15 protein-coding genes are annotated in these 21,197 nt (G+C 59.1%); 5 read left to right on the forward strand and 10 right to left on the reverse strand.

Annotation, left to right across the window (positions count from 1 at the left end):
• Positions 1-35: 35 nt before the first annotated feature.
• The gene (locus ASD60_RS17540; protein WP_056855204.1) at positions 36-3,500 is read right to left on the reverse strand and encodes a membrane-targeted effector domain-containing toxin; all 3,465 of its coding nucleotides are present in this window, start codon (positions 3,498-3,500) and stop codon (positions 36-38) included.
• Positions 3,501-3,755: 255 nt separating this feature from the next.
• On the opposite strand from ASD60_RS17540, the gene ASD60_RS17545 reads away from it, so the two are divergent.
• Positions 3,756-5,132 (forward strand): multicopper oxidase family protein, encoded by a 1,377-nt coding sequence (locus tag ASD60_RS17545; protein WP_056855262.1) that lies wholly within the window; start codon positions 3,756-3,758, stop codon positions 5,130-5,132.
• On the forward strand, positions 5,132-5,629 hold the full coding sequence (tadA, locus tag ASD60_RS17550; protein ID WP_056855205.1) for a tRNA adenosine(34) deaminase TadA: 498 nt from the start codon (positions 5,132-5,134) through the stop codon (positions 5,627-5,629). Before ASD60_RS17545 ends, tadA begins: the two co-directional genes overlap by 1 nt.
• A 133-nt stretch (positions 5,630-5,762) precedes the next feature.
• On the opposite strand, the gene cmoB is transcribed toward tadA, so the two are convergent.
• The 6 genes from cmoB to lon all read right to left on the reverse strand — a co-directional run bounded on the left by cmoB (position 5,763) and on the right by lon (position 11,908).
• Positions 5,763-6,719: a tRNA 5-methoxyuridine(34)/uridine 5-oxyacetic acid(34) synthase CmoB gene (gene cmoB, locus ASD60_RS17555; RefSeq protein WP_056855206.1), complete on the reverse strand. Its 957-nt coding sequence runs from the start codon at positions 6,717-6,719 to the stop codon at positions 5,763-5,765.
• Positions 6,716-7,495 carry a carboxy-S-adenosyl-L-methionine synthase CmoA gene (gene cmoA / locus ASD60_RS17560; protein ID WP_177336589.1) on the reverse strand — a complete coding sequence of 260 codons (780 nt, stop codon included), beginning with the start codon at positions 7,493-7,495 and terminating at the stop codon, positions 6,716-6,718. Before cmoA ends, cmoB begins: the two co-directional genes overlap by 4 nt.
• Positions 7,496-7,715: 220 nt before the next feature.
• A complete protein-coding gene (locus ASD60_RS17565; protein WP_056855208.1) occupies positions 7,716-8,351 on the reverse strand; it encodes a lysoplasmalogenase in 636 nt (211 codons plus the stop codon).
• A 2-nt stretch (positions 8,352-8,353) separates the two neighbouring features.
• Positions 8,354-8,746: a protease inhibitor I42 family protein gene (locus ASD60_RS17570; RefSeq protein ID WP_056855209.1), complete on the reverse strand. Its 393-nt coding sequence runs from the start codon at positions 8,744-8,746 to the stop codon at positions 8,354-8,356.
• 126 nt (positions 8,747-8,872) lie between these two features.
• Positions 8,873-9,277, reverse strand: coding sequence for a hypothetical protein (locus ASD60_RS17575; protein WP_056855210.1), 405 nt, complete (start codon positions 9,275-9,277; stop codon positions 8,873-8,875).
• A 213-nt stretch (positions 9,278-9,490) separates the two neighbouring features.
• The gene (gene lon, locus ASD60_RS17580; protein ID WP_056855211.1) at positions 9,491-11,908 is read right to left on the reverse strand and encodes an endopeptidase La; all 2,418 of its coding nucleotides are present in this window, start codon (positions 11,906-11,908) and stop codon (positions 9,491-9,493) included.
• 267 nt (positions 11,909-12,175) lie between these two features.
• Here lon and ASD60_RS17585 point away from each other — a divergent pair, with 267 nt between their 5' ends.
• Positions 12,176-13,066, forward strand: a complete 891-nt coding sequence (locus tag ASD60_RS17585; RefSeq protein ID WP_056855212.1) for an RHS repeat-associated core domain-containing protein — start codon at positions 12,176-12,178, stop codon at positions 13,064-13,066.
• A gap of 41 nt (positions 13,067-13,107) precedes the next feature.
• On the opposite strand, the gene ASD60_RS17590 is transcribed toward ASD60_RS17585, so the two are convergent.
• The 3 genes from ASD60_RS17590 to ASD60_RS17600 all read right to left on the reverse strand — a co-directional run bounded on the left by ASD60_RS17590 (position 13,108) and on the right by ASD60_RS17600 (position 18,503).
• A complete protein-coding gene (locus ASD60_RS17590) occupies positions 13,108-14,202 on the reverse strand; it encodes a mevalonate kinase family protein (protein ID WP_056855213.1) in 1,095 nt (364 codons plus the stop codon).
• Positions 14,203-14,496: 294 nt separating this feature from the next.
• Positions 14,497-16,905 (reverse strand): glucose/quinate/shikimate family membrane-bound PQQ-dependent dehydrogenase, encoded by a 2,409-nt coding sequence (locus ASD60_RS17595; RefSeq protein ID WP_056855214.1) that lies wholly within the window; start codon positions 16,903-16,905, stop codon positions 14,497-14,499.
• 215 nt (positions 16,906-17,120) lie between these two features.
• Positions 17,121-18,503 carry a carbohydrate porin gene (locus ASD60_RS17600; protein WP_056855215.1) on the reverse strand — a complete coding sequence of 461 codons (1,383 nt, stop codon included), beginning with the start codon at positions 18,501-18,503 and terminating at the stop codon, positions 17,121-17,123.
• 377 nt (positions 18,504-18,880) lie between these two features.
• Between ASD60_RS17600 and ASD60_RS17605 the strand changes: the two genes are divergently transcribed.
• Both ASD60_RS17605 and ASD60_RS17610 read left to right on the forward strand, forming a co-directional pair.
• A complete protein-coding gene (locus tag ASD60_RS17605) occupies positions 18,881-19,111 on the forward strand; it encodes a VF530 family DNA-binding protein (protein ID WP_056855216.1) in 231 nt (76 codons plus the stop codon).
• Positions 19,112-19,113: 2 nt separating this feature from the next.
• On the forward strand, positions 19,114-19,758 hold the full coding sequence (locus tag ASD60_RS17610; protein ID WP_056855217.1) for a Pr6Pr family membrane protein: 645 nt from the start codon (positions 19,114-19,116) through the stop codon (positions 19,756-19,758).
• The last annotated feature ends 1,439 nt before the right edge of the window (positions 19,759-21,197 follow it).

Here is a 21,197-nt window from a genome sequence, read left to right on the forward strand (position 1 = left end):
CAAGGAGCGGCGTTTTTCATTGTGCAGGCTGCTGGTTAGCGCTCGGCCTGCTCATGAGGGCTGTGGGCGAGCGTTTCCCAGTTTCCTTCTGAATCCAGGCGAACCGGGATCGAGTCCGAGAGCGTCGTCGGGTGTTCCGGGTCGATGATGGCCCAGTTTCCTGCGCCGCTGAGGTCCGTTTCGTAGCGTACGTAGTAAGGTTTGTCGTCCAGCATGATCGCTGTCGAAGGGACGGAGTCGAGCTGGTAAATACCCTGGTACTTTCCGGGTGTGCTTTCGGGCGTCATGCTCTCGAGCAGCTCATTGGCCTGCCAGTTGTCCGGAATGACCGTTCGTTTCGGCGCTCCAGCCACATTCGTGAAGGCTTCACTCAGCGTTGCCGCGCTCTGTGCCTCGCCTTTGAGCACCGTCTCAGTGGCGCCCGCTTGAGACAGTTCCCCGGGGCTCTCGGGGTCAGGCCAACCCATGAGCTTCATGCCTTTGGACGCCAGCCGTTGATTGAGTGTGTCGAGGCTATCGAAAGGCTGGAAATCGAAGTCCGGCCAGACAGGGGACGCCAAGGTGAATTGTCCATCAGCCATTCTCTGGAGGGTGGTTTCGGCAATTTGTGCATTGGCATCGCGATAGATAAGTTTGATGGTGCTATTTGAGCGCTGGAACGTGTACATGCCCGATTTTGCCAGCAGTGTTTTCAGTGCTCTTGGGGGGCGATAGGCCCAAGGGGTTTCGACGGGCACACGCCATTGCGCAACCACCAGATCTTGCTCGGCTCCGGGGTCGTTCAGCCCCTCTTCGACGTTGTAGACCGGGGAATCCGGATAGTCGCTGTACTCCAGTGCCAGGCCGGGATCGGATGTTATGGCCTGCGCCGATCCCGGGACTAAATCATCTACGCGCAGACTCACGGCGTCCGTCTGCTCACTGATACCTGCATAGTTTCTGAATGACGTCAGGTTTTCCCGATCGACCAATGCGATCCAACGACCGGGGCCACGCGTCGACTCATTCAGTTGAATCACTTCGCTGGCGAAAAAACTCCTCGCCATTTGTTGTTGTGGCTCCAGGTTCACATGTCCGTTGATGTTGTAAGTAATCGCACAGTCGATGGCTTGAACCCTGACCTTTTGCGCATTGGCGGCTTTGACCAGGGACAGGACATTGAATTTGCCCTCGGGGTCGTTGCCTGCCTTCAGATCAAGTGTCGTCAAGTAGGTTTCGAGATCTTGCGGCATCTGGCCTGTTCGCGCGAAGGTGTCCAGATCGATTTGATTGGCGTTGGTCAGAAGCTCTTGCAGGTAAATGGTCTTCAATCCACGCCTGGCGAGCTCCGGCATGTTTTCGATAAGAATTTGTTTGCTGCCGATACTGCCTCGTGTCTCGCCCAATACCAGGCCCGGTTTTTGTGCGAACGCCGTTTCAAACAGTTCCGTTTGGCTACCGATCACCGTGGGGGAGGACGCCCTTGCGCGGTAGGAGGCCGGGTTAGCCTGGTAGTAGCGTTCGGCATCTGCAATCAAGCGCGCTCGTGAGGTGGCCTGGCGCTGTGCGAATCGACTGACACGGACCTGCTCGCCAGCGGCATTGCGCACGGTCACATATTCATCGGGACCGCCGAGCGCCCATTCCCGCATGCCGGGTGTCTCCAGTTTTTTTACATAGGTTCCTGGCGTTTGTGCCCATGCCTGGGCATCGGGTTGGCTGCTGACACCTTCAGTCCCGTCGGGCGGTGTCTCCATTCCGCCTCTAAGACCTGTTCGAGGCGCGAGTTCCCATTGACCTTCGGCGTTCAGTCGCACGGGTATCGAAGAGGTGAACCCGTCGGGGTTCGCCGGATCAATGATCGCCCACGTACCCCCACCGTTGACATCAGCTTCGTAACGTACGAAGTACTCACTGTTATTGAGGCGGATTGCAGTCGACGGATTCGAGGACAGGCGATAGGTTCCCAGGAACTTGCCGGGGGTCCGCACCAGGTTTTGCTCATCGAGCAGTATCGGGATTTTGTAGTTTTGCGGTGGCGACTCTACAGCGGCTGTCCCTGTCAGATCGTTGTTCTGTGCTGTCCGGCGAGGATCAATCAACTCTTCTGCCTGAGCATCGAACAGTTCGGTATCAGCGCCTGGATGCGCTTGCGGCGTGTCGGGCACTTGCACCGCTTCGCCCACCTCGGCGTCCACTTCGGCGCTGGCTTCCAGCAACGGTCCTGTACCTTTGAGAAACGGAAGGTTGAACAGGGTGTCGATGCCACTGAGGACCGCGCCGATGATGCCGGCTTTACGGTCCTGGCGGGTCTTGCCGTTCACCGCCTGATCGATGTTCAGTCCCATGTTGGCCAGACTGGCACCAATGACTGGCAGGGCCACGGGCCAACCGACGACGGCCATCGGCCCGAAAACCCTCACGCCGGCACTCAGGTAGCCGATCCACAATTTCTTGCGCAGATCGCTGTTGGAGGTAAGCGACAGGCTGGCCTCGGCGAACATGGCTGCCTGGGTTGAGTCAGTCAACCAGCGGAAGGCATCACCACGGATGATCTGATTTTTTGCATTGATCAGATGATGATCCTGCTTGCCCCAGGTGCTGACCAGGCGGTTCATGATGTCCGGGATGTTGTCGGAAATCAGTTGCCGATCCGCCAGGCTGAAGTGGCTCAGGAACGTCTGTCGGGTCGGGCTTCTGTTCATTTGCAGCAGCACCCAGAAATGCATGTCCATGGGTGTTTCCAGCACCTGGAATGACTTTGTGTCACCGGGGAGGTAAAGAATCTGTCTGCCTTCGGGACCAACGATGCGCAGAATGTTGTTGGCGACGTAGCCCGCCATGTCCAGCGTGCGAATGGTTGAGCCGCCGGTGATCGAGTAATCGCTTTTCAGCATTTGCAGGCTGGCGGGGGAGGTGACCGGGCCGCAGGTGGCCTGGATAACCTGCCGCAGGTTTTCATCGCTCAGCTGTCCGCCTTCATTGGCCTCCAGCGCTTTGACCAGAAAGGTGCATTTGGCGAGGGCCTGGAAATCGACCGACGAAGTGTTCCAGAACGCCTTGAGTCTGGCGGTGTAAAGCGAGCTGAAATCGAGGTTCCAGAAATACTTCAAGACGTCATTGCCATGCAGGCGAACTTCGTTGGTTTCATCGAAGTCTTCGGCTTCCGGGCCAGCGGTGTAAAAGCCGCCATAGAGGTCCAGCAAGTCAGCGTTGTCCTGATCGGTGGCGCGGAACCGGTGGATCACGAGTTGCGTCAGCGTGGTGGATTCGTGGGGTTTTTCCCGAATGTGTTGCCAGCCGGTAAACGATCTGGAACTGCTTTGCGCCGCTTTGAATCGGTGGAAATAAATGAGGTCCGGGTCGAGGCCGGCAATGCCTTGTTGCTTGAGCAGCTCGCTGGCGACTTCGCTTGCCATGTCTTGCAGGCCCGGGCAGGACAGGATCACCTTGTTGGCAATGGCCTTGAGCGTTGCTTTGTCTACTGCGTTGGACAACGGACGGGATTCGGTTGAGTTCATCAGCTCTCGTTCCTTGAGAAAAAGTGAGCCGAAGATGCCCCTTACGCTCGAGCAATGTGCACTACATAGTTACGCCTGTTTGCGATTCGATTTCCGGTAGGCGCCAGTCTTTACCTCGTTCCGTTTCAGCCTGAATGTCCGATGCCGCGCTGCGTCTATCCGCCGCGCCGCCCTTACTGTTTCTCATCCGCAGGTGTATCGTATTCGCCTTTTGCGGGCTTGGGCCTGCCGCGTTCAAGTGAGGTAGTTGAGTTCATGTCCTTTACCCGTCGCCAAATCCTCGGTGGCCTGGCCGGTCTTGTTGTCGTTGGCGTGGGGGCCGGTGGCGCGTCGCGCTATTGGTTGGGCAAGATGGCCGATGCGGACGCGGGCCACGACTATGAGTTGATCGCTGCACCGCTGGACGTCGAACTGGTGCCCGGCCACCAGACCCAGGCCTGGGCGTTCGGCCCGTCGGCGCCGGGCACCGAGTTGCGCGTACGTCAGGGCGAATGGCTGCGGGTGCGTTTCATCAATCACCTGCCGGTGGCGACCACCATTCACTGGCACGGTATCCGCCTGCCGCTGGAGATGGATGGCGTGCCCTACGTTTCCCAGCTTCCAGTGTTGCCGGGCGAATATTTCGACTACAAATTTCGTGTCCCGGATGCCGGCAGCTACTGGTATCACCCGCACGTGAACAGCAGCGAAGAACTGGGGCGCGGGCTGGTCGGCCCGCTGATCGTCGAAGAGCGCGAACCGACCGGTTTCAAATACGAGAAGACCTTGAGCCTCAAGAGCTGGCATGTCGACGAGGTTGGCAATTTCGTCGAGTTCAGCATCCCCCGGGAAGCGGCCCGGGGTGGCACGGCAGGACGCTTGTCGACCATCAATGGGGTTTCGCAAGCCGTGATCGAATTGCCCGCCGGGCAGATCACCCGCGTGCGTTTGCTGAACCTCGACAACACCCTGACCTATCGCCTGAACATTCCCGGCGTCGAAGCGCAGATCTACGCGCTGGACGGCAACCCGATCGAGCCACGGCCGCTGGGCAAGGAATACTGGCTCGGCCCCGGCATGCGCATTTGCCTGGCGATCAAGGCACCGCCGGCCGGTGAAGAATTGTCGCTGCGCAACGGCCCGGTGCGCCTCGGGACACTCCGTTCGGTCGCCAACAGCGATGCGCCGACCGAGTGGCCAGCGGCGCTGCCCGCCAACCCGGTGGCCGAGCCGGACCTGGCCAATGCCGAGAAACTCAACTTCAATTTCGAATGGGTCGGTTCGGTGTCGGTGAACGTCGACAACGGCAAGCCGCCCAGCCTGTGGCAAATTAACGGCAAGGCCTGGGACATCACCGACAAGACCTGCGCCGACCGGCCGATTGCCAAACTCCAGAAGGGCAAAAGCTACATTTTCGAATTGAAGAACATGACCCAGTATCAGCATCCGATTCACCTGCACGGCATGAGTTTCAAGGTCATCGCCTCGAACCGGCACAAGGTGATTCCGTACTTCACCGATACTTACCTGCTGGGCAAGAACGAGCGCGCGCAAGTGGCGCTGGTGGCGGATAACCCCGGGGTGTGGATGTTCCATTGCCATGTGATCGACCACATGGAAACCGGCCTGATGGCCGCTATCGAGGTGGCATGATGCGGCAGATTCGACCCGCGGCGATCATCGACCGCAGCCGTGATCGCGACTTCATGCGTGAAGCGCTGGCGCTGGCCGCCCAAGGCGCGGCCCTCGGTGAAGTACCGGTGGGCGCCGTGTTGGTGCAGGATGGTGAGATCATCGGTCGCGGCTTCAATTGCCCGATCAGCGGCAACGACCCGAGCGCCCACGCCGAGATGGTCGCGATCCGCGCTGCCGCCCAGGCCGTCAGCAACTATCGCCTGCCGGGCAGCACGCTCTACGTCACGCTGGAGCCGTGCAGCATGTGCGCGGGCCTGATCGTGCATTCGCGCATTGCGCGGGTGGTGTACGGCGCGCTGGAGCCCAAAGCGGGGATTGTGCAGAGTCAGGGGCAATTTTTTACCCAGGGCTTTTTGAATCACCGGGTGTTGTACGAAGGTGGGGTGTTGGCGGAAGAATGCGGGGCGGTGCTCAGCGAATTCTTCAAGGCCCGCCGGGCAAAACCAACAATCTGAAAACCGCATCAATTCCTGTGGGAGCTGGCTTGCCAGCGATGACGTCGTCACATCAAACATTGATGTCGACTGAAACACCGCTATCGCTGGCAAGCCAGCTCCCACAGGTTTTTGCAGGGGCTGGAAGGAAAGGTTACTTCTTCGCGACGATCACTGCCCGCATCGGCGCCGGCAGCCCTTCAATCGTCTTGCTGTGATCCTCCGGATCAAGGAAATCGCTCAACGATTGATATTTCATCCACTCCGTCCCGCGCTGCTCTTCAACGGTGGTGGTGCTCACGTCCACGCATTTCACATCGCTGAACCCGGCACGGCGCAGCCACAACTCCAGCGCCGGCACCGAAGGCAGGAACCACACGTTGCGCATTTGGGCGTAACGGTCTTCCGGCACCAGCACCTGGTGCTTGTCACCTTCGACTACCAGCGTCTCCAGCACCAGTTCACCGCCCTTGACCAGGCAGTCCTTCAGTGCCAGCAAATGCTCGATCGGCGAGCGGCGGTGGTAGAACACACCCATGGAGAACACCGTGTCGAAGCCTTCGAGGTTCGGCGGCAGGTCTTCGAACGGGAAGGGCAGGTGCCAGGCATTCGGTTCGGACAAGTAGCGTTGCACTGCCTGGAACTGGCAGAAGAACAGCCAGTTCGGGTCGACACCGATCACGCTGTCCGCACCGGCGCCGAGCATGCGCCACATGTAATAGCCGTTGCCGCAACCGACATCGAGAATGCGTTTGCCCTTGAGGTCCAGGTGCGGGGCCACCCGCGACCATTTCCAGTCCGAACGCCATTCGGTATCGACGTGCACGCCGAACAAGTCGAATGGCCCCTTGCGCCACGGCGACAAACCCATCAGCGCAGTGCGCATCTGTGCGCGGGTTGCGTCGTCGCAATCGGTGTCCAGTTTCAAACCGTTGAGCAAATCGACGACCTTGGGCTGGATCTTCGGCAAGGCGTCCAGCGCGCTTTGCCAGCGCTCCAGATCGCCATGTCCTTTTTCCATTTTCTTGTCGAGTTGCGCCTGCAAGGTGTTGGCCCAATCGGCCAGCGGCGTGCCGGCCAGACGGCGGGCGAGGGGGGACAGATCAATCATGGCAAGGCAATCAACGAGGCAAAGTTAAGACACTGGAACCACGGCACGACTTTCGAGAACCCGGCCGCCAGCAGGCGTTCGCGGTGTTCTTCGAGGCTGTCGGGCTTCATGACGTTTTCGATGGCGCTGCGCTTCTGGGCGATTTCCAGTTCGCTGTAGCCGTTGGCGCGTTTGAAGGCGATGTGCAGGTCGGTGAGCAGCGCGTGCTCCTGCTCATCCTCGAAGCGCAGTTTTTCCGAGAGGATCAATGCCCCACCGGGCAGCAGCGAGTGGCGGATGCGACTGAGCAATGCGCTACGCTGGTCCGGGGCGATGAATTGCAGGGTGAAGTTCAGTGCAACCACCGAGGCAGGCTGGAAGTCGAGGGCGAGGATGTCGCCTTCGATCACCTCGACCGGCAGCAACTCCTGGAACATCGAATCCTGGCCGTTGAGGTACTCGCGGCAGCGTTCGACCATCGCCGCGGAGTTATCCACAGCGATCACCCGGCAACCCTCGGTGCGCACATGCCGGCGCAGCGCCTGGGTCACTGCGCCGAGCGACGAGCCGAGGTCATACAGCACGCTATTGGGCTGAGCGAACTGCGCGGCGAGTACGCCGAGGTTTTCGACGATGGTCGGATAACCCGGCACCGAGCGCTTGATCATGTCCGGGAACACCCGTACCACGTCTTCGTTGAAGGCGAAGTCAGGCACCTGGGCCAAAGGCTGGGCGAATAGGCGATCGGGTTCTTTGCTCACGGCGGTTCCAGCGGCGTAGGTGGAAAAGGCCGGCATTTTAGCCAAGTTGGCGCGGGGATGCGCGGGTTGTCTGATAAACCGCTGGAGTTCACTCCGGTCAACGTAAAGAAACACCATTGTGGCGAGAGAGCTTGCTCCCGCTCGGCTGCGCAGCAGTCGCAAACCCGGCTAGGTGGAGTGAATCTGTTGACGCGCGGTTGAATGGTTTCGGGGCCGCTTCGCAGTCCAGCGGGAGCAAGCTCCCTCGCCACAATGGTTAGCGTGATCTTTGGGGGAACGCCGAGGCAGTGATCCCCCATTGCCCCAGCCAGTAGCTGAGGATAATCACATAAGGGGCAGCATCAAATGGCATCACAAACCGGCTGATGCCAATCACGCTGTCGGAAAACACGAACGCCACCGCGCCCGCTGCCGCCAGCAGCGCAGAGCGTTTGGGCACGTCGGTCCCGAGTCGGGCCAGGGCGCGCCAGAGCATGGCGCTGATGGCTGTGCCATAGACAATCACGGGCACCAGCAATGGGCCGAGGCCGTTGGAAATCAGAATCCCCAGCAGGACGACGCCGACACCGAGGGCCAGCACCAGCGGCAGCACGGCCAGGCGTCGGCAATCGCTCAGATACGCCTTGAGATAGGCCAGGTGCGCAACCAGAAACGCACCCAGTCCAAACACGAACAAATCCCCCGGCCATGCCAACAACACATCGCCCAGCAGGGAAAAAATCAGACCGAGGCTGATCCAGCGGCGGTACTCACCGGGCGGTGCATCGTGCAGCCAACCGAGCAGAGCCAATACGGGCAACGGCTTGACCAGCAGGCAGAGCATCGCAGCATGCACGCTCAAGCCATACAGGAACGTCACCGCGCCCATCAGTGCCAGAATCAGCCAGCCCACGATCAGTTGACCGAGACAGTGCAGTCGAAGGAATCAACCGGCAGCACTTCCGGCGCCCATGGTTGTTGTGAGGTCAGGCGCAAACGCCCGGTGCCAGCGGCAAAGGCTTGAAAACGCCAGGTCGATACGCCTGCAGCGCCCACCACACCCGCATCTTCGGGGTTTCGATAAACCTCTGGCCCCAGCGGGCGCAACACGCCACCGGCCGAATCCTGGATCGCCCAGCGGTAGCCGGTGGTGGGATTGCTCGGCAAGGTCAGGATCAGGTTTTGCCCAGCAGTGAGTTTCACCGGGCATTCGCTTTGTTTCTCCACCGTCACGTTATGTTTCGGTTGCGTGGCGCAAGCGGCCAGCAAGGCGAGTACGAGAGGGACAAACAGACGAATGGGGGACATAGGGTCAGTAGCTCCGGCGTTCACGACGAACGGCGAGCATAACCGAGATGAGACAAAGTGTGACCAGAGCCTTGGAGAAGAATGTTGGCAAATCAGGCTCTGGTTTGGAGGGAATGGTGAGGCTGATTAAGGATGTAAGCCCGTAATGTCGAGCTCACCTTCGATTTCGAGCTTATCGTGACCATAGAATTTCAGGTTAAATGTTAGTTGATACCTTTTAGTCGAATTATTTAAGTTGGCCGTGAAAGTTCCTTCGTATGCAGATTGCATAGAGCTTCCGCTGTGATACTCAACGGAGCGCAAATACCCTCCCCGCACAAAGTTCTGTTGTCCGCTTGGCGTGGCTTCATCGATATCCAACAGGAAAAACCTTGGATCTGGAAGGGCGAAGTTGATGTGCGCCTCAATTTCAATCCATTTGTCATAGCGGCTTGCGAAAACGACCTCGGAACTGAAGAATTCCTCATTGTTTCTCTTAGCCTTGAGGTAACCGGTAGCTTCTGATCGAGTAGCCTGTTTCAGGTTGGTCATGGAGTGTGCCTGTCAGTAACTAGGAATGATTTGAATTGAAAAGTTAGCATCACACCTTTTGAGAGGATACTGTCAAATGTGCTAGTTTTTTAGATTTAAATTGCGGTGCTAGTTGATCTTTTTATACTTAATAGTTCAATTCGCAAGGTGTTGATCAAATGCACAAAAAAAGACCAGGCAATAGCCTGGCCTTTTTGGTATTGGGTTGCCGGCTTAGAACAATACCTTCGCCACCTCCGCAAACCGCTTGGCAAAGTGCACGGTAATGCCTTCTTTGAGATATTCCGGCAGCTCTTCGAAATTACCGCGATTGGCCTCTGGCAAAATCAGTTCGAAAATCTTCTGCCGCCGCGCCGCAATGACCTTTTCGCGCACCCCGCCAATCGGCAGCACATGCCCGGTCAAGGTGAGCTCGCCGGTCATGGCCACGCCTTTTTTCGGTGGCTGGTTGCGTGCCAGCGACAACAGCGCACTGGCCATGGTCACACCGGCGCTCGGGCCGTCTTTCGGTGTTGCACCTTCCGGCACGTGCAGGTGCACAAAGGCTTCATCGAAGAATTTCGGGTCGCCGCCAAACGACTTCAGATTGGAGCTGACGTAGCTGTAGGCGATCTCCGCGGACTCCTTCATCACATCGCCCAATTGTCCGGTGAGCTTGAAGCCGCGGTTAAGGGTATGGATGCGGGTGGCTTCGATCGGCAAGGTCGCGCCGCCCATGCTGGTCCAGGCCAGTCCGGTGATCACGCCCGTTCCCGACAACACTTGTTCATTGCGGAACACCGGTTTGCCAAGGGACGGTTCGAGGTCTTTCGGGCCGAGCTTGATCACCGCTTTGGGATCGTCGAGCAGCCTCATCACCGCTTTGCGAACCAGCTTGCCGAGGTTTTTCTCCAGCTGACGCACCCCGGCTTCACGGGCATAACCGTCGATCAAGGCTTTGAGCGCATTGTCGCTGATGCTCAGGCTGCCTTTGGATACGCCAGCCTTCTCCAGCTGTTTCGGCCACAGGTGACGCTTGGCGATGGCGACTTTTTCTTCGGTGATGTAGCCCGACAGGCGAATCACTTCCATCCGGTCGAGCAACGGGCCGGGGATCGAATCCAGGGTGTTGGCAGTGCAGATGAACAGCACTTTCGACAGGTCCATGCGCAGATCGAGGTAGTGATCGAGGAATTCGACGTTCTGCTCAGGGTCGAGGGTTTCCAGCAGCGCCGAGGCCGGGTCGCCCTGGTAGCTTTGGCCCATCTTGTCGATCTCGTCGAGCATGATCACCGGGTTCATCACTTCGACGTCTTTGAGCGCCTGCACCAGTTTGCCCGGCTGTGCGCCGATGTAGGTGCGGCGGTGGCCCTTGATCTCGGCTTCGTCACGCATGCCGCCGAGGCTGAAGCGGTAGAACGGGCGCCCGAGGGATTCGGCGATGGATCTGCCGACACTGGTTTTACCCACGCCCGGTGGCCCCACCAGCAACACGATGGAGCCGCTGATCTCGCCTTTATAAGCGCCGACTGCGAGGAACTCGAGGATGCGGTCCTTGATGTCGTCGAGGCCGGCATGATGGTTGTCCAGCACCTTGCGCGCATGCTTGAGGTCGAGTTTGTCCTCGCCGTACACGCCCCATGGCACCGACGTCGCCCAGTCGATGTAGTTGCGGGTCACTGCGTACTCCGGCGAACCGGTCTCGAGGATCGACAGTTTGTTCATTTCCTCTTCAAGGCGTTTCTGCACCTGCGCGGGCAGCACTTTGCCGACCAACCGCTGTTCGAACTGCTCGAGGTCGGCGCTGCGGTCGTCCTTGGTAAGACCCAGCTCCTGCTGGATGACCTTCAGTTGTTCCTTGAGGAAAAACTCGCGCTGGTGCTCGCCGATCTTGCGGTTTACTTCAGCGGAGATTTCTTTTTGCAAACGCGCGACTTCGACTTCCTTGCGCAACATCGGCAGGACTTTTTCCATGCGCTTGAGCATGGGCACGCAGTCGAGCACTTCCTGCAGCTCGCTGCCGGTGGCCGAGGTGAGCGCAGCGGCGAAGTCGGTCAGCGGTGACGGGTCGTTGGGGCTGAAACGGTTGAGATAGTTCTTCAGCTCTTCGCTGTACAGCGGATTGAGCGGCAGCAGTTCCTTGATCGCATTGATCAGCGCCATGCCGTAGGCCTTGACCTCGTCGGTCGGCTCGGTGGGCTGGTGCGGGTATTCGACTTCCACCAGATACGGCGGGCGATGGTGCTTGAGCCAGGTTTTCAGGCGAACCCGGGTCAGGCCCTGGGCGACGAATTGCAGCTTGCCGTTCTCGCGACTGGCGTGATGCACCTTGACCAGCGTGCCGTACAGCGGCAAGGCCGAGGTGTCGAAATGGCGCGGGTCTTCCTGGGGCGTGTCCATGTAGAACAGGGCCAGGGAATGGTGATCGGACTTGGCGACCAGATCGAGGGTCTCGGCCCACGGCTCTTCATTGACGATGACCGGCAGCACCTGGGCCGGGAAGAACGGTCGGTTGTGGATCGGGATGATGTAGACCTTGTCCGGCAGGTTCTGGCCGGGCAGGGCAAGGCCTTTGCCGGGAGTGTGGTGAGTGGCGTTTTCCGGGTCTGCGTATTCGCTCGGGTCTTCAGGGAATTCTTGCTGGTCGCTCATGGGGGCACCTGCGCAATGGGTATGGGTCTTAGATGGGGCAGGTTGGCGGTGGTTTCAATGCATGCCTTGGCGTTAATGAATCATTCGAAGGTGTGTTCAGCAGGGATTCAGGTTAGCTGGACTTTGGCGCGGACGTATTGATCCAGGAGACGCAATAACGGTACCCACAGCATTGACGTACGCTGACCCCACACCTATCAGTTCTGCTAGTTGTTTGCGCCCGCACTTGGGTTGAGGATAACAATCTGATTTCGAGAAGGTGATGTCATGTCGATCAAGACCTCATTGTGCTATGACGCGCTCGATCGCCTTGCCGGGACTACGCCGTTTGGCAAAGCCCCTTGGCAGGATTTTTACAACGCAGAGCATCTGAGTACCGTCATACAAGGTCCTGTCGGTTTCAGTATTTTTCGCAGCGCCCATGGCTTGCATGCACAGCAGCAGACAGAGGCGAGTCACAGGTTGACTCACTTACTCGTCACAGATATGAGCCGCTCAGTATTACTTGAAACTCAGGATGCACGGCATACGCGCTTTGCTTACATGCCTTACGGCTTTCGACAGTCTGTAGCGGGTATGAACCACCTCCTGGCCTTTAACGGTGAGCGGCCCAACGCGGCCACGGGGCATTACTTGTTGGGTAATGGACGTCGTGCCTTCAACCCGGTTCTTATGCGCTTCAACAGCCCAGACAAACTCAGCCCGTTTGAACGTGGTGGCGTTAACGCTTTCGCCTATTGCAAAGGGGATCCGATCAATTTCAGCGACCCTTCTGGTGAGTTTTTTCAATCGATTGCAGGTGCATTGCGAGCAGTTCAAAGTGGGCTGAAAAGCGGATGGAAACTTTATTCGATGTTCGTTCCGCCAGCGGGGGAAGGATTGCGAGGGATCGGAACTGTGGTATCTCGCGTCGGCTACATAACGTCCGTAGCGGGTATGGGGCTACAACATGGAGGGTATGCTGCAGGGGTAACAGTTACAAACGCTGGGGTTGTTTTGAGTGGCGCGGGCAAAACGCTGAAGTTAGTCGATAAAGTGGTCTCCGCGATCAAGAGTGGGAAAGCGATGAATTTCTTCAGATACAGAGTTCGCCAGTTTCGCCAACTGACTGGACCGGAGGTGATTGATCCGGAAAAGGCAAATATACGTTCACGTTGATCGAGAAAGCCGATGGCGCATGTTTCAAATCAAATGACTCGTCAGTCGACCGGATAAGCGCAAAGTTTCTCGGGGGAGAGGCGCTGATCGTGTGCATCCTCGCGAATCTGCAAGCCATCGACGGCCAGTGGCGCTTCGATTCTGCGGTATCGCGACAACTCCGGTAGCGCGGGTGCGCCGATCACCAGAAGTGCGCCGGCCTGGTCCCCCGAGAGCGCGCCGGCGCCGCAGATTTTCGCCGCGCCACCGGCCTTTTCGATGACGCGAATGAGTTTGGCGATATTCCTCGGCACCACGCCGAGGCTTTCCAGCGCGGCTTCGTATTCTTTGAGCAGGTGCTTGAGTGTCGAGGGCATCAGGACCGGCCGCTGCAGCAGCGCCCGGAAGCGTTCAGCGGTGTGACGCATGCGTTTTAAAAGTGCATTGTCGGGGCCTTCGAGCCGTTGGCGGGTGGCGGTGATGACTTGGCCGGTGGTCTCACGGGCGGCGCCGGTGTCGTAGAGTTGTACGTCGCGCAACTGCAACCACGCCGCGCTTTTTGGCCAGGCGATCAGTTTGAAATTGCCATCGGCCATGGGGCGCCGCTCGACCGTCGAACCCAGCAGGCTGGTGTTGTGATCGATCCCTGACGGTTGGCCGTGCTGGTAACGTTCGATGCTCATCGCCACCGATTCCAGCGGGTGTTGTCGCGGTTGCAAATCGAAGAATCGCAACAGCGCCGCGGCCAGGCTGACAGCCAAGGCGCCTGAGCTGCCAAATCCGCAATGGATGGGAATGGTCGACTCCACCCGCACGGAAAATCCCCGCCATTGATTCGGTGTCAGCTTGCGCAGAATTACGCCAATGGCACATTTGACCAGGTAATCGGCGTCGATTTTTCCAGTGAGGGTAAAGCCCGGGATACGCAATTGGGCCTCGCGACTCGGGTAGTCGAGCAATGTTGCCAGTGTGTAACAGCGATGATGGTCAAGACCGGGCAGCTGCAACTCTATGTATTGGTCGTTACGGGGGCGCACTTGCACGTCGCAATACAGGCCCAGAGATGTGGCGATTGCCGGACAACCGTGAAGGAGGGCGTGCTCGCCCATCAGGATGATTTTGCCGGGTGCGCGGGCTTGTATGGTGGTGGCTGTCATGGTTCAGCTTCCTGGCTTTCGCATGTTGCCGTTTGCATGTCGGGCGCGCAGCGGCCTTGCAAGGCCTGATTGGGTGTGAGGCATGAGGGCTCCGCGGGTCATCCATGAGAACGTGTTCACGGTTGATGATGCGCAGCGGAGATGCGGAAAGATACTGTGAAAGTTGACAGTTTTTTAGAACGATTGGCGATTGATCGGTACGCCTCATCAAGTAGCAGACCAGGCCCGGACACACAGACAAAAAAGGCGACTCCCTCTCAGGAGTCGCCTTTTCCGGTTAACCGCCGTTAAAACTTATTCCGACAGTTTGTAAGCAATCACATAGTCACCCTGTTTGGTGCCCAGTGAACCATGACCGCCGGCGACGACGAGCACGTATTGCTTGCCGTCCTTGCCGGTGTAGGTCATTGGCGTGGTTTGTGCGCCGGCCGGCAGGCGGCCTTCCCACAGTTGCTTGCCGTTTTTCACGTCGTAGGCGCGCAGGTACTGGTCGAGGGTGCCGCTGAGAAAACCGACGCCACTGGCGGTGGTGAAGGTGCCGCCCAGGCTTGGCACGCCCATGCTCAGCGGGATCGGAACCGGCGAGCTGTCGCGCACGGTGCCGTTCTTGTGCATCCAGATTTTCTGCTGGGTCGTCAGGTCGATGGCGGCGACATAACCCCACGCCGGCGCCTGGCAAGGCAAGCCCATCGGCGACAGCAGCGCTTCGAGGATTACGCCGTAGGGCGCGCCCTTGTTCGGCTGCACGCCTTCGGTTTCGCTTTTGCGCGGGCCTTGGGCGGCGATTTCAGCGGCCGGGATCATTTTCGATTTGAAGGCCATGTAGCTCGGGTTGACGAAAGCGATCTGACGCACCGGGTCAACCGAGATACCGCCCCAGTCGAACACCCCGAAGTTGCCTGGATAAACAATCGAACCCTGCAGCGATGGCGGCGTGAACGGACCGTCGTAGCGCATGGATTTGAAGTCGATCCGGCAGATCAGTTGGTCGAATGGCGTCACGCCCCACATATCGCGTTCTTGCAGCGGTGGCGGCATCAGGTTGAGGTCGGACTTCGGTTGGGTCGGCGAGGTATGATCGCCTTCCACCGCGCCTTGCGGCACCGGCACTTCGTTGATCGGCACGATGGCCTGGCCGGTGCTGCGATCGAGCACGTAGATGCTGCCTTGCTTGGTTGACGCCAGGACGGCCTGCTTCACGCCATCGGCGGTTTTCAGGTCCATCAGGGTCGGCTGACCACCGACGTCCATGTCCCACAGGTCATGGTGGGTGAACTGGAAGTGCCAGCGCACCTTACCGGTGGCGATGTCCAGAGCGGTCAGGCCCGCGGCGTGCAGTTCCGATTCAGGGGTACGCGCGCCACCGAACTGGTCCGGGGTCTGGTTACCCATCGGCAGGTAGAGCATGCCGAGTTTTTCATCGACCGCGAACATCGACCACATGTTTGGCGAGTTGCGGGTGTAGACCTTGCCTTCGGCGATCGGCGTGGTGTCGTCCGGGTTGCCGCTGTCCCAGTTCCACACCAGTTTGCCGGTGTGCACGTCGAACGCGCGGATCACGCCGCTTGGCTCGTCGGTGGAGACGTTGTCGGTGACGTGACCGCCAATCACCACCAGGTCCTTGGTGACCGCTGGCGGCGAAGTGGAGTAGTAACCACCGGCCGTGAAGCCGCCGATGTTGGCGCGCAGGTCGACCTGGCCTCTGTCGCCGAAGTCTTCGCACATTTTGCCGGTGTCGGCGTTGAGGGCGATCAGGCGGGTATCGGCGGTTGGCAGGAAGATCCGGCGCGGGCAGACACTGGCCACCGGTGCGCTGGCGCTGCCGGTCGGGCTCTGCTCGGAGGCGTACACCGCGTCATCGTGATAGGTCACGCCACGGCAGGTCATGTGCGCCCAACCCTTGAAGTTCGCCGCGTTCTGCGTGGAGAGCTTCGGATCGAAACGCCAGATTTCCTTGCCGGTGTCCGGGTCCAGCGCAATCACCTGGCTGTGCGGCGTGCACACGTACAGCATGCCGTTGACTTTCAGCGGGGTGTTTTCGGCGGTGGTTTCGCCCGGGTCGTTCGGCCCTGGCAGGTCGCCGGTGCGATAAGACCAGGCTTGCACCAGTTTGTGTACGTTCTGCGGGGTGATCTGCGCCAGTGGCGAGTAACGGTCACCGTGGGCGCTGCGGCCGTAGGAGTTCCAGTCACCCTCCGGCATGGCCGGGGCGGTGTTGGTCATGCCATCGACGCTGTCGCGGTCCAGTTGACCCTTTATTTCACCGGGGGTGGTGAACTGGCTGGCCAACGCGGTAACGCCAGCGAGCACCACGGCCACACCCAGCGCGCCGGTGCCCATCGGTGCGGCACCGTCACGCAGCAACGGACGACGGAACCACTGCAGCAACATCACCAGGCCCAGCGCAAACAGCATCGCCAGGCGCGGCACCAGTTGCCACCAATCGAGGCCGACTTCCCACAATGCCCATACGGTGCTGGCGAACAGCACCAATGCGTACAGGCCCAGTGCGGCACGGCGGGCCAGCAACAACAGGATGCCGGTCAACGCCAGGCCGATACCGGCCAGCAGGTAGTACAGCGAGCCGCCGAGCATGCTCAGCTTGATCCCCCCGGCCAGCATGGCCAGGCCCATTAGCAGAAGCAGTATGCCAAGCAGGCTTGGCCATAGACGGCTTCGACCCAAGGCACCATCAGTGCTCATAGTGTGATTCTCCGTGACGTTTCAAGTAGTCCCGCGCAAGTTCACTGTAGATGACGATCCTGTGCGGGCAGGGTTCAGTACAAAAACGGTTGGTTGATGCCATTCCTGTAGGAGCGAGGCTTGCCCGCGAAGACGGTGTGTCATTTGGCATTGAGGCTGCCTGACCCACCGCCATCGCGGGCAAGCCTCGCTCCTACAAGGGTTTTGCTTGTTTTTTAGAACGACGACTGGATCTTGATCCCGCCAATCAGCGCGTCATCGACGTCGTTCACGCCACCGGGGTGGCGGATGTATTGCAGGTTCGGGCGCACGGTCAGCCAGTTGTTCACATGCACGCCGTAATAGAGTTCGGCGCTGTATTCGGTGTCTTGCGGCGGCAAGTAGGCTGGATCGTCGTAGTCGAAAACCGCGTGGGCCTGGTTGGTTGCCTCGGCGTTCTTGCGATACGCCGGGTTGACGTGCACGCGCGCCATGGCGAAACCGATATCGTCCCTGGCGCGAGCGTCGAACAGGCCTTTGTAGACGACGCCGGCCTGGACGTAGTTGTCGATGGCGTTGGTTTTCTTGTCGTGCATCGTGCCGTTGGCGAACACGCTCAGGCCGCGGGAGTGGTCGCTGGCGATGCTGGTGATCTGCTGCTGGATGCCGAGCCACACACCATGCTTGCTCGATGCACTGCGGTAGGCTTCGCCACTCAGGGCGGCGGGCTGGCCATTGCTGTCTTTGTAGACGTCGGTGGCGTTGGCGTTGCTGTAGTAATAACCGGCGCGGTATTCGCCCGGCAGGCCATTGAGCCTGGGCGTCCACACCAATTCCACCGGGAGAATCGCGCCTTGGGTGCCGCTGCCACTGAGCTTGAAGCCGTTGTCGCGATCAAGGTTCGACGGGTTTTGCTCGTACACGCCGACCTGTGCGTACAGTTCGGGCGTCAGGTGATACTTGACCCGCATCGCCCACTGGCTGACCGGCCAGTTGTACCAGATGTCCCCCGCCCAGTTGCCGACCTGCGAGCCGCAAAATGCCAGGTTCTGGAAATCGCACGGGAAACTGTTGAAGTCTTCGCCTTCACCGAAGCGGCCGACCTTGATGTCGAGTTGCTGATCGAAGAATTTCTGCTGATACCACATCTGTGTCAGGCGCCAGGTCTGGCCGCGGCCCCAGACTTCCTGGGCCGATGTGAAGCCGCCGACACGCGGATCGTTGATACGGTCGTTGCTGATGTTGTTGCCGCTGCGTTCGGTGATGGTCAGCTGAAATTCGGCGTCGTCCCAACCGAGTATCTTTTGCAGGTCCAGGTGCGTACCCAGACCAAACTGGTCGCTGTAACGCGCCGTACGATCGTGATCGTAACCACCGTGCAGATTGCTGCCCATTTCACCGGTGTAATCGATTTTGAAGTCGTAGCCCTTTTCCGCCAGTTCTGTACGCGTGCCGTTCCAGTCGCCGAGCATCCACGGTGAATCGCTATCGAAGGCCGGGGCAGCCTGGGTACAAGTGGCAAGGCCAAGCGCGGTGCAGCCACCGAGCATTTTCAGGACTTTTCGACAGGCGACCGGCATTGAGACAGCGCTGTCTTGGGGGGAAGGGAAATCAGGCATAGAAGGAAATTCTTAATCTTTTTCTAAGGAATGAACGACGCGTAGCAAGATGGATGAAGCGTTTCAGCGATAGCGGGGCGCAAGCATAATGTTCTGTTACAAATAGAGAAAGCGCTTTTCCTGACATGCATCCTTTCTGAATTGGTAACAGTCACGACCTATTACTGTAGGAGCGAGCCTGCTCGCGATGAATTCAAGAGCGCCGCGAGGCGTCTGCAATCCAGCGTTATCGTTGACGACCAACGCTGACAGGCTCGCTCCTGCAAGGGGCCGCAATTCACCTACATTTAGCGAATAGCGCATGCAGCGCTTCCACCGCAACAGCCGCTCGGCTAAGGTGCGCGGCTTCCCCATTCCAACATCGCTGAAGGCCCGGCATGACCGAACAGAACAACGACCCGCTGCATGGCGTCACCCTGGAGCAGATCCTCAATGCCCTGGTCGAGCACTACGAATGGTCGGGGCTGGCCGAACGCATCGATATCCGCTGCTTCAAGAGTGACCCGAGCATCAAGTCGAGCCTGACGTTCCTGCGCAAAACCCCGTGGGCACGGGAGAAGGTCGAGCGCTTGTACGTGAAACTGATGCGTACCAAGCGACCGCTCTGAACATGTTCAAGGCGCCTGCCGTGCGACGTCGTTTCGTGGCCGTGGCTGCCATCCTCGGTTGGGCCGGTTTGAGCATCCAGATGTACCTGATCTTCCATTCACGCTGGACGCTGGGTGCCAGTCTGCTGGGTGGGCTGGTGAGCTTCTTCAGCTATTTCACCGTGCTGAGCAATACGCTGGTGGCCACAGTCCTGACCTGTGAACTGACCTCGCGCGAGTCGGCTGTGCGTCGCTGGTTTTTACAGCCGTGGGTCAGCAGCGGCATCGCCGTGAGCATCGTCGTGGTCGGGCTGGTGTACAGCCTTTTATTGCGCCATCTATGGCATCCCGAAGGTTGGCAATGGCTGGCCGATGAGCTGATGCATGACGTGATGCCAGGGTTGTTCCTGGTTTACTGGTTGTGTTGCGTACCCAAGGGTTTTTTGCGCTTGCGCCATATCGCCCTGTGGATGATTTATCCGCTGGTGTACTTCGGCTATGCGCTGTTGCGCGGGCATCTGCTGGCGGTTTATCCCTATCCGTTCATCGATGTCGAGAAGCTTGGTTATCCACAGGTGTTCGTCAATGCCGGAGGCTTGTTGCTAGGGTTCGTGCTGATTTCAGTTTTGCTGATTGGGCTGGATCGGTGGCGAGCGGCGAGATGCTGAACGCTTTTGTGGCGAGGGAGCTTGCTCCCGCTGCGCTGCGAAGCAGTGCCAACACCTGCGAAGNCAGTTTTGCTGATTGGGCTGGATCGGTGGCGAGCGGCGAGATGCTGAACGCTTTTGTGGCGAGGGAGCTTGCTCCCGCTGCGCTGCGAAGCAGTGCCAACACCTGCGAAGGGGAACTTCAGACGTACCCGGTTTGCYGAKGTTGCGACTGCTGCGCAGCCGAGCGGGAGCAAGCTCCCTCGCCACAGGAGTCATGTCAGGYTGAATCACTCATCATCGCCAGCATTCAGCTTCCAGTAACCAACGGGTGGTGATTTCAGTTTTGCTGATTGGGCTGGATCGGTGGCGAGCGGCGAGATGCTGAACGCTTTTGTGGCGAGGGAGCTTGCTCCCGCTGCGCTGCGAAGCAGTGCCAACACCTGCGAAGCTCGCCACAGGAGTCATGTCAGGCTGAATCACTCATCATCGCCAGCATTCAGCTTCCAGTAACCAACGGGTGGTGATTCCAGTTTTGCTGATTGGGCTGGATCGTTGGCGGGTGGCGAGATGCTGAAYGCTTTTGTGGCGAGGGAGCTTGCTCCCGCTGCGCTGCGAAGCAGTGCCAACACCTGCGAAGGGGRACTTCAGACGTACCYGGTTTGCYGAKGTTGCGACTGCTGCGCAGYCGAGCGGGAGCAAGCTCCCTCGCCACAGGAGTCATGTCAGGCTGAATCACTCATCATCGCCAGCATTCAGCTTCCAGTAACCAACGGGTGGTGATTYCAGTTTTGCTGATTGGGCTGGATCGGTGGCGAGCGGCGAGATGCTGAACGCTTTTGTGGCGAGGGAGCTTGCTCCCGCTGCGCTGCGAAGCAGTGCCANATTCAGCTTCCAGTAACCAACGGGTGGTGATTCCAGTTTTGCTGATTGGGCTGGATCGGTGGCGAGCGGCGAGATGCTGAACGCTTTTGTGGCGAGGGAGCTTGYTCCCGCTGCGCTGCGAAGCAGTGCCAACACCTGCGAAGGGGAACTTCAGACGTACCCGGTTTGCTGAGGTTGCGACTGCTGCGCAGCCGAGCGGGAGCAAGCTCCCTCGCYACAGGAGTCATGTCAGGTTGAATCACTCATCATTGCCAGCATTCAGCTTCCAGTAACCAACGGGTGGTGATTCCAGTTTTGCTGATTGGGCTGGATCGKTGGCGAGCGGCGAGATGCTGAACGCTTTTGTGGCGAGGGAGCTTGCTCCCGYTGCGCTGCGAAGCAGTGCCAACACCTGCGAAGGGGAACCTCAGACRTACCTGGTTTGCTGAGGTTGCGACTGCTGCGCAGCCGAGCGGGAGCAAGCTCCCTCGCCACAGTAATCATGTCAGGCTGAATCACTCATCATCGCCAGCATTCAGCTTCCAGTAACCAACGGGTGGTGATTCCAGTTTTGCTGATTGGGCTGGATCGTTGGC

This window comes from Pseudomonas sp. Root562, from assembly GCF_001427125.1.
In the GTDB taxonomy this organism is placed as follows: domain Bacteria; phylum Pseudomonadota; class Gammaproteobacteria; order Pseudomonadales; family Pseudomonadaceae; genus Aquipseudomonas.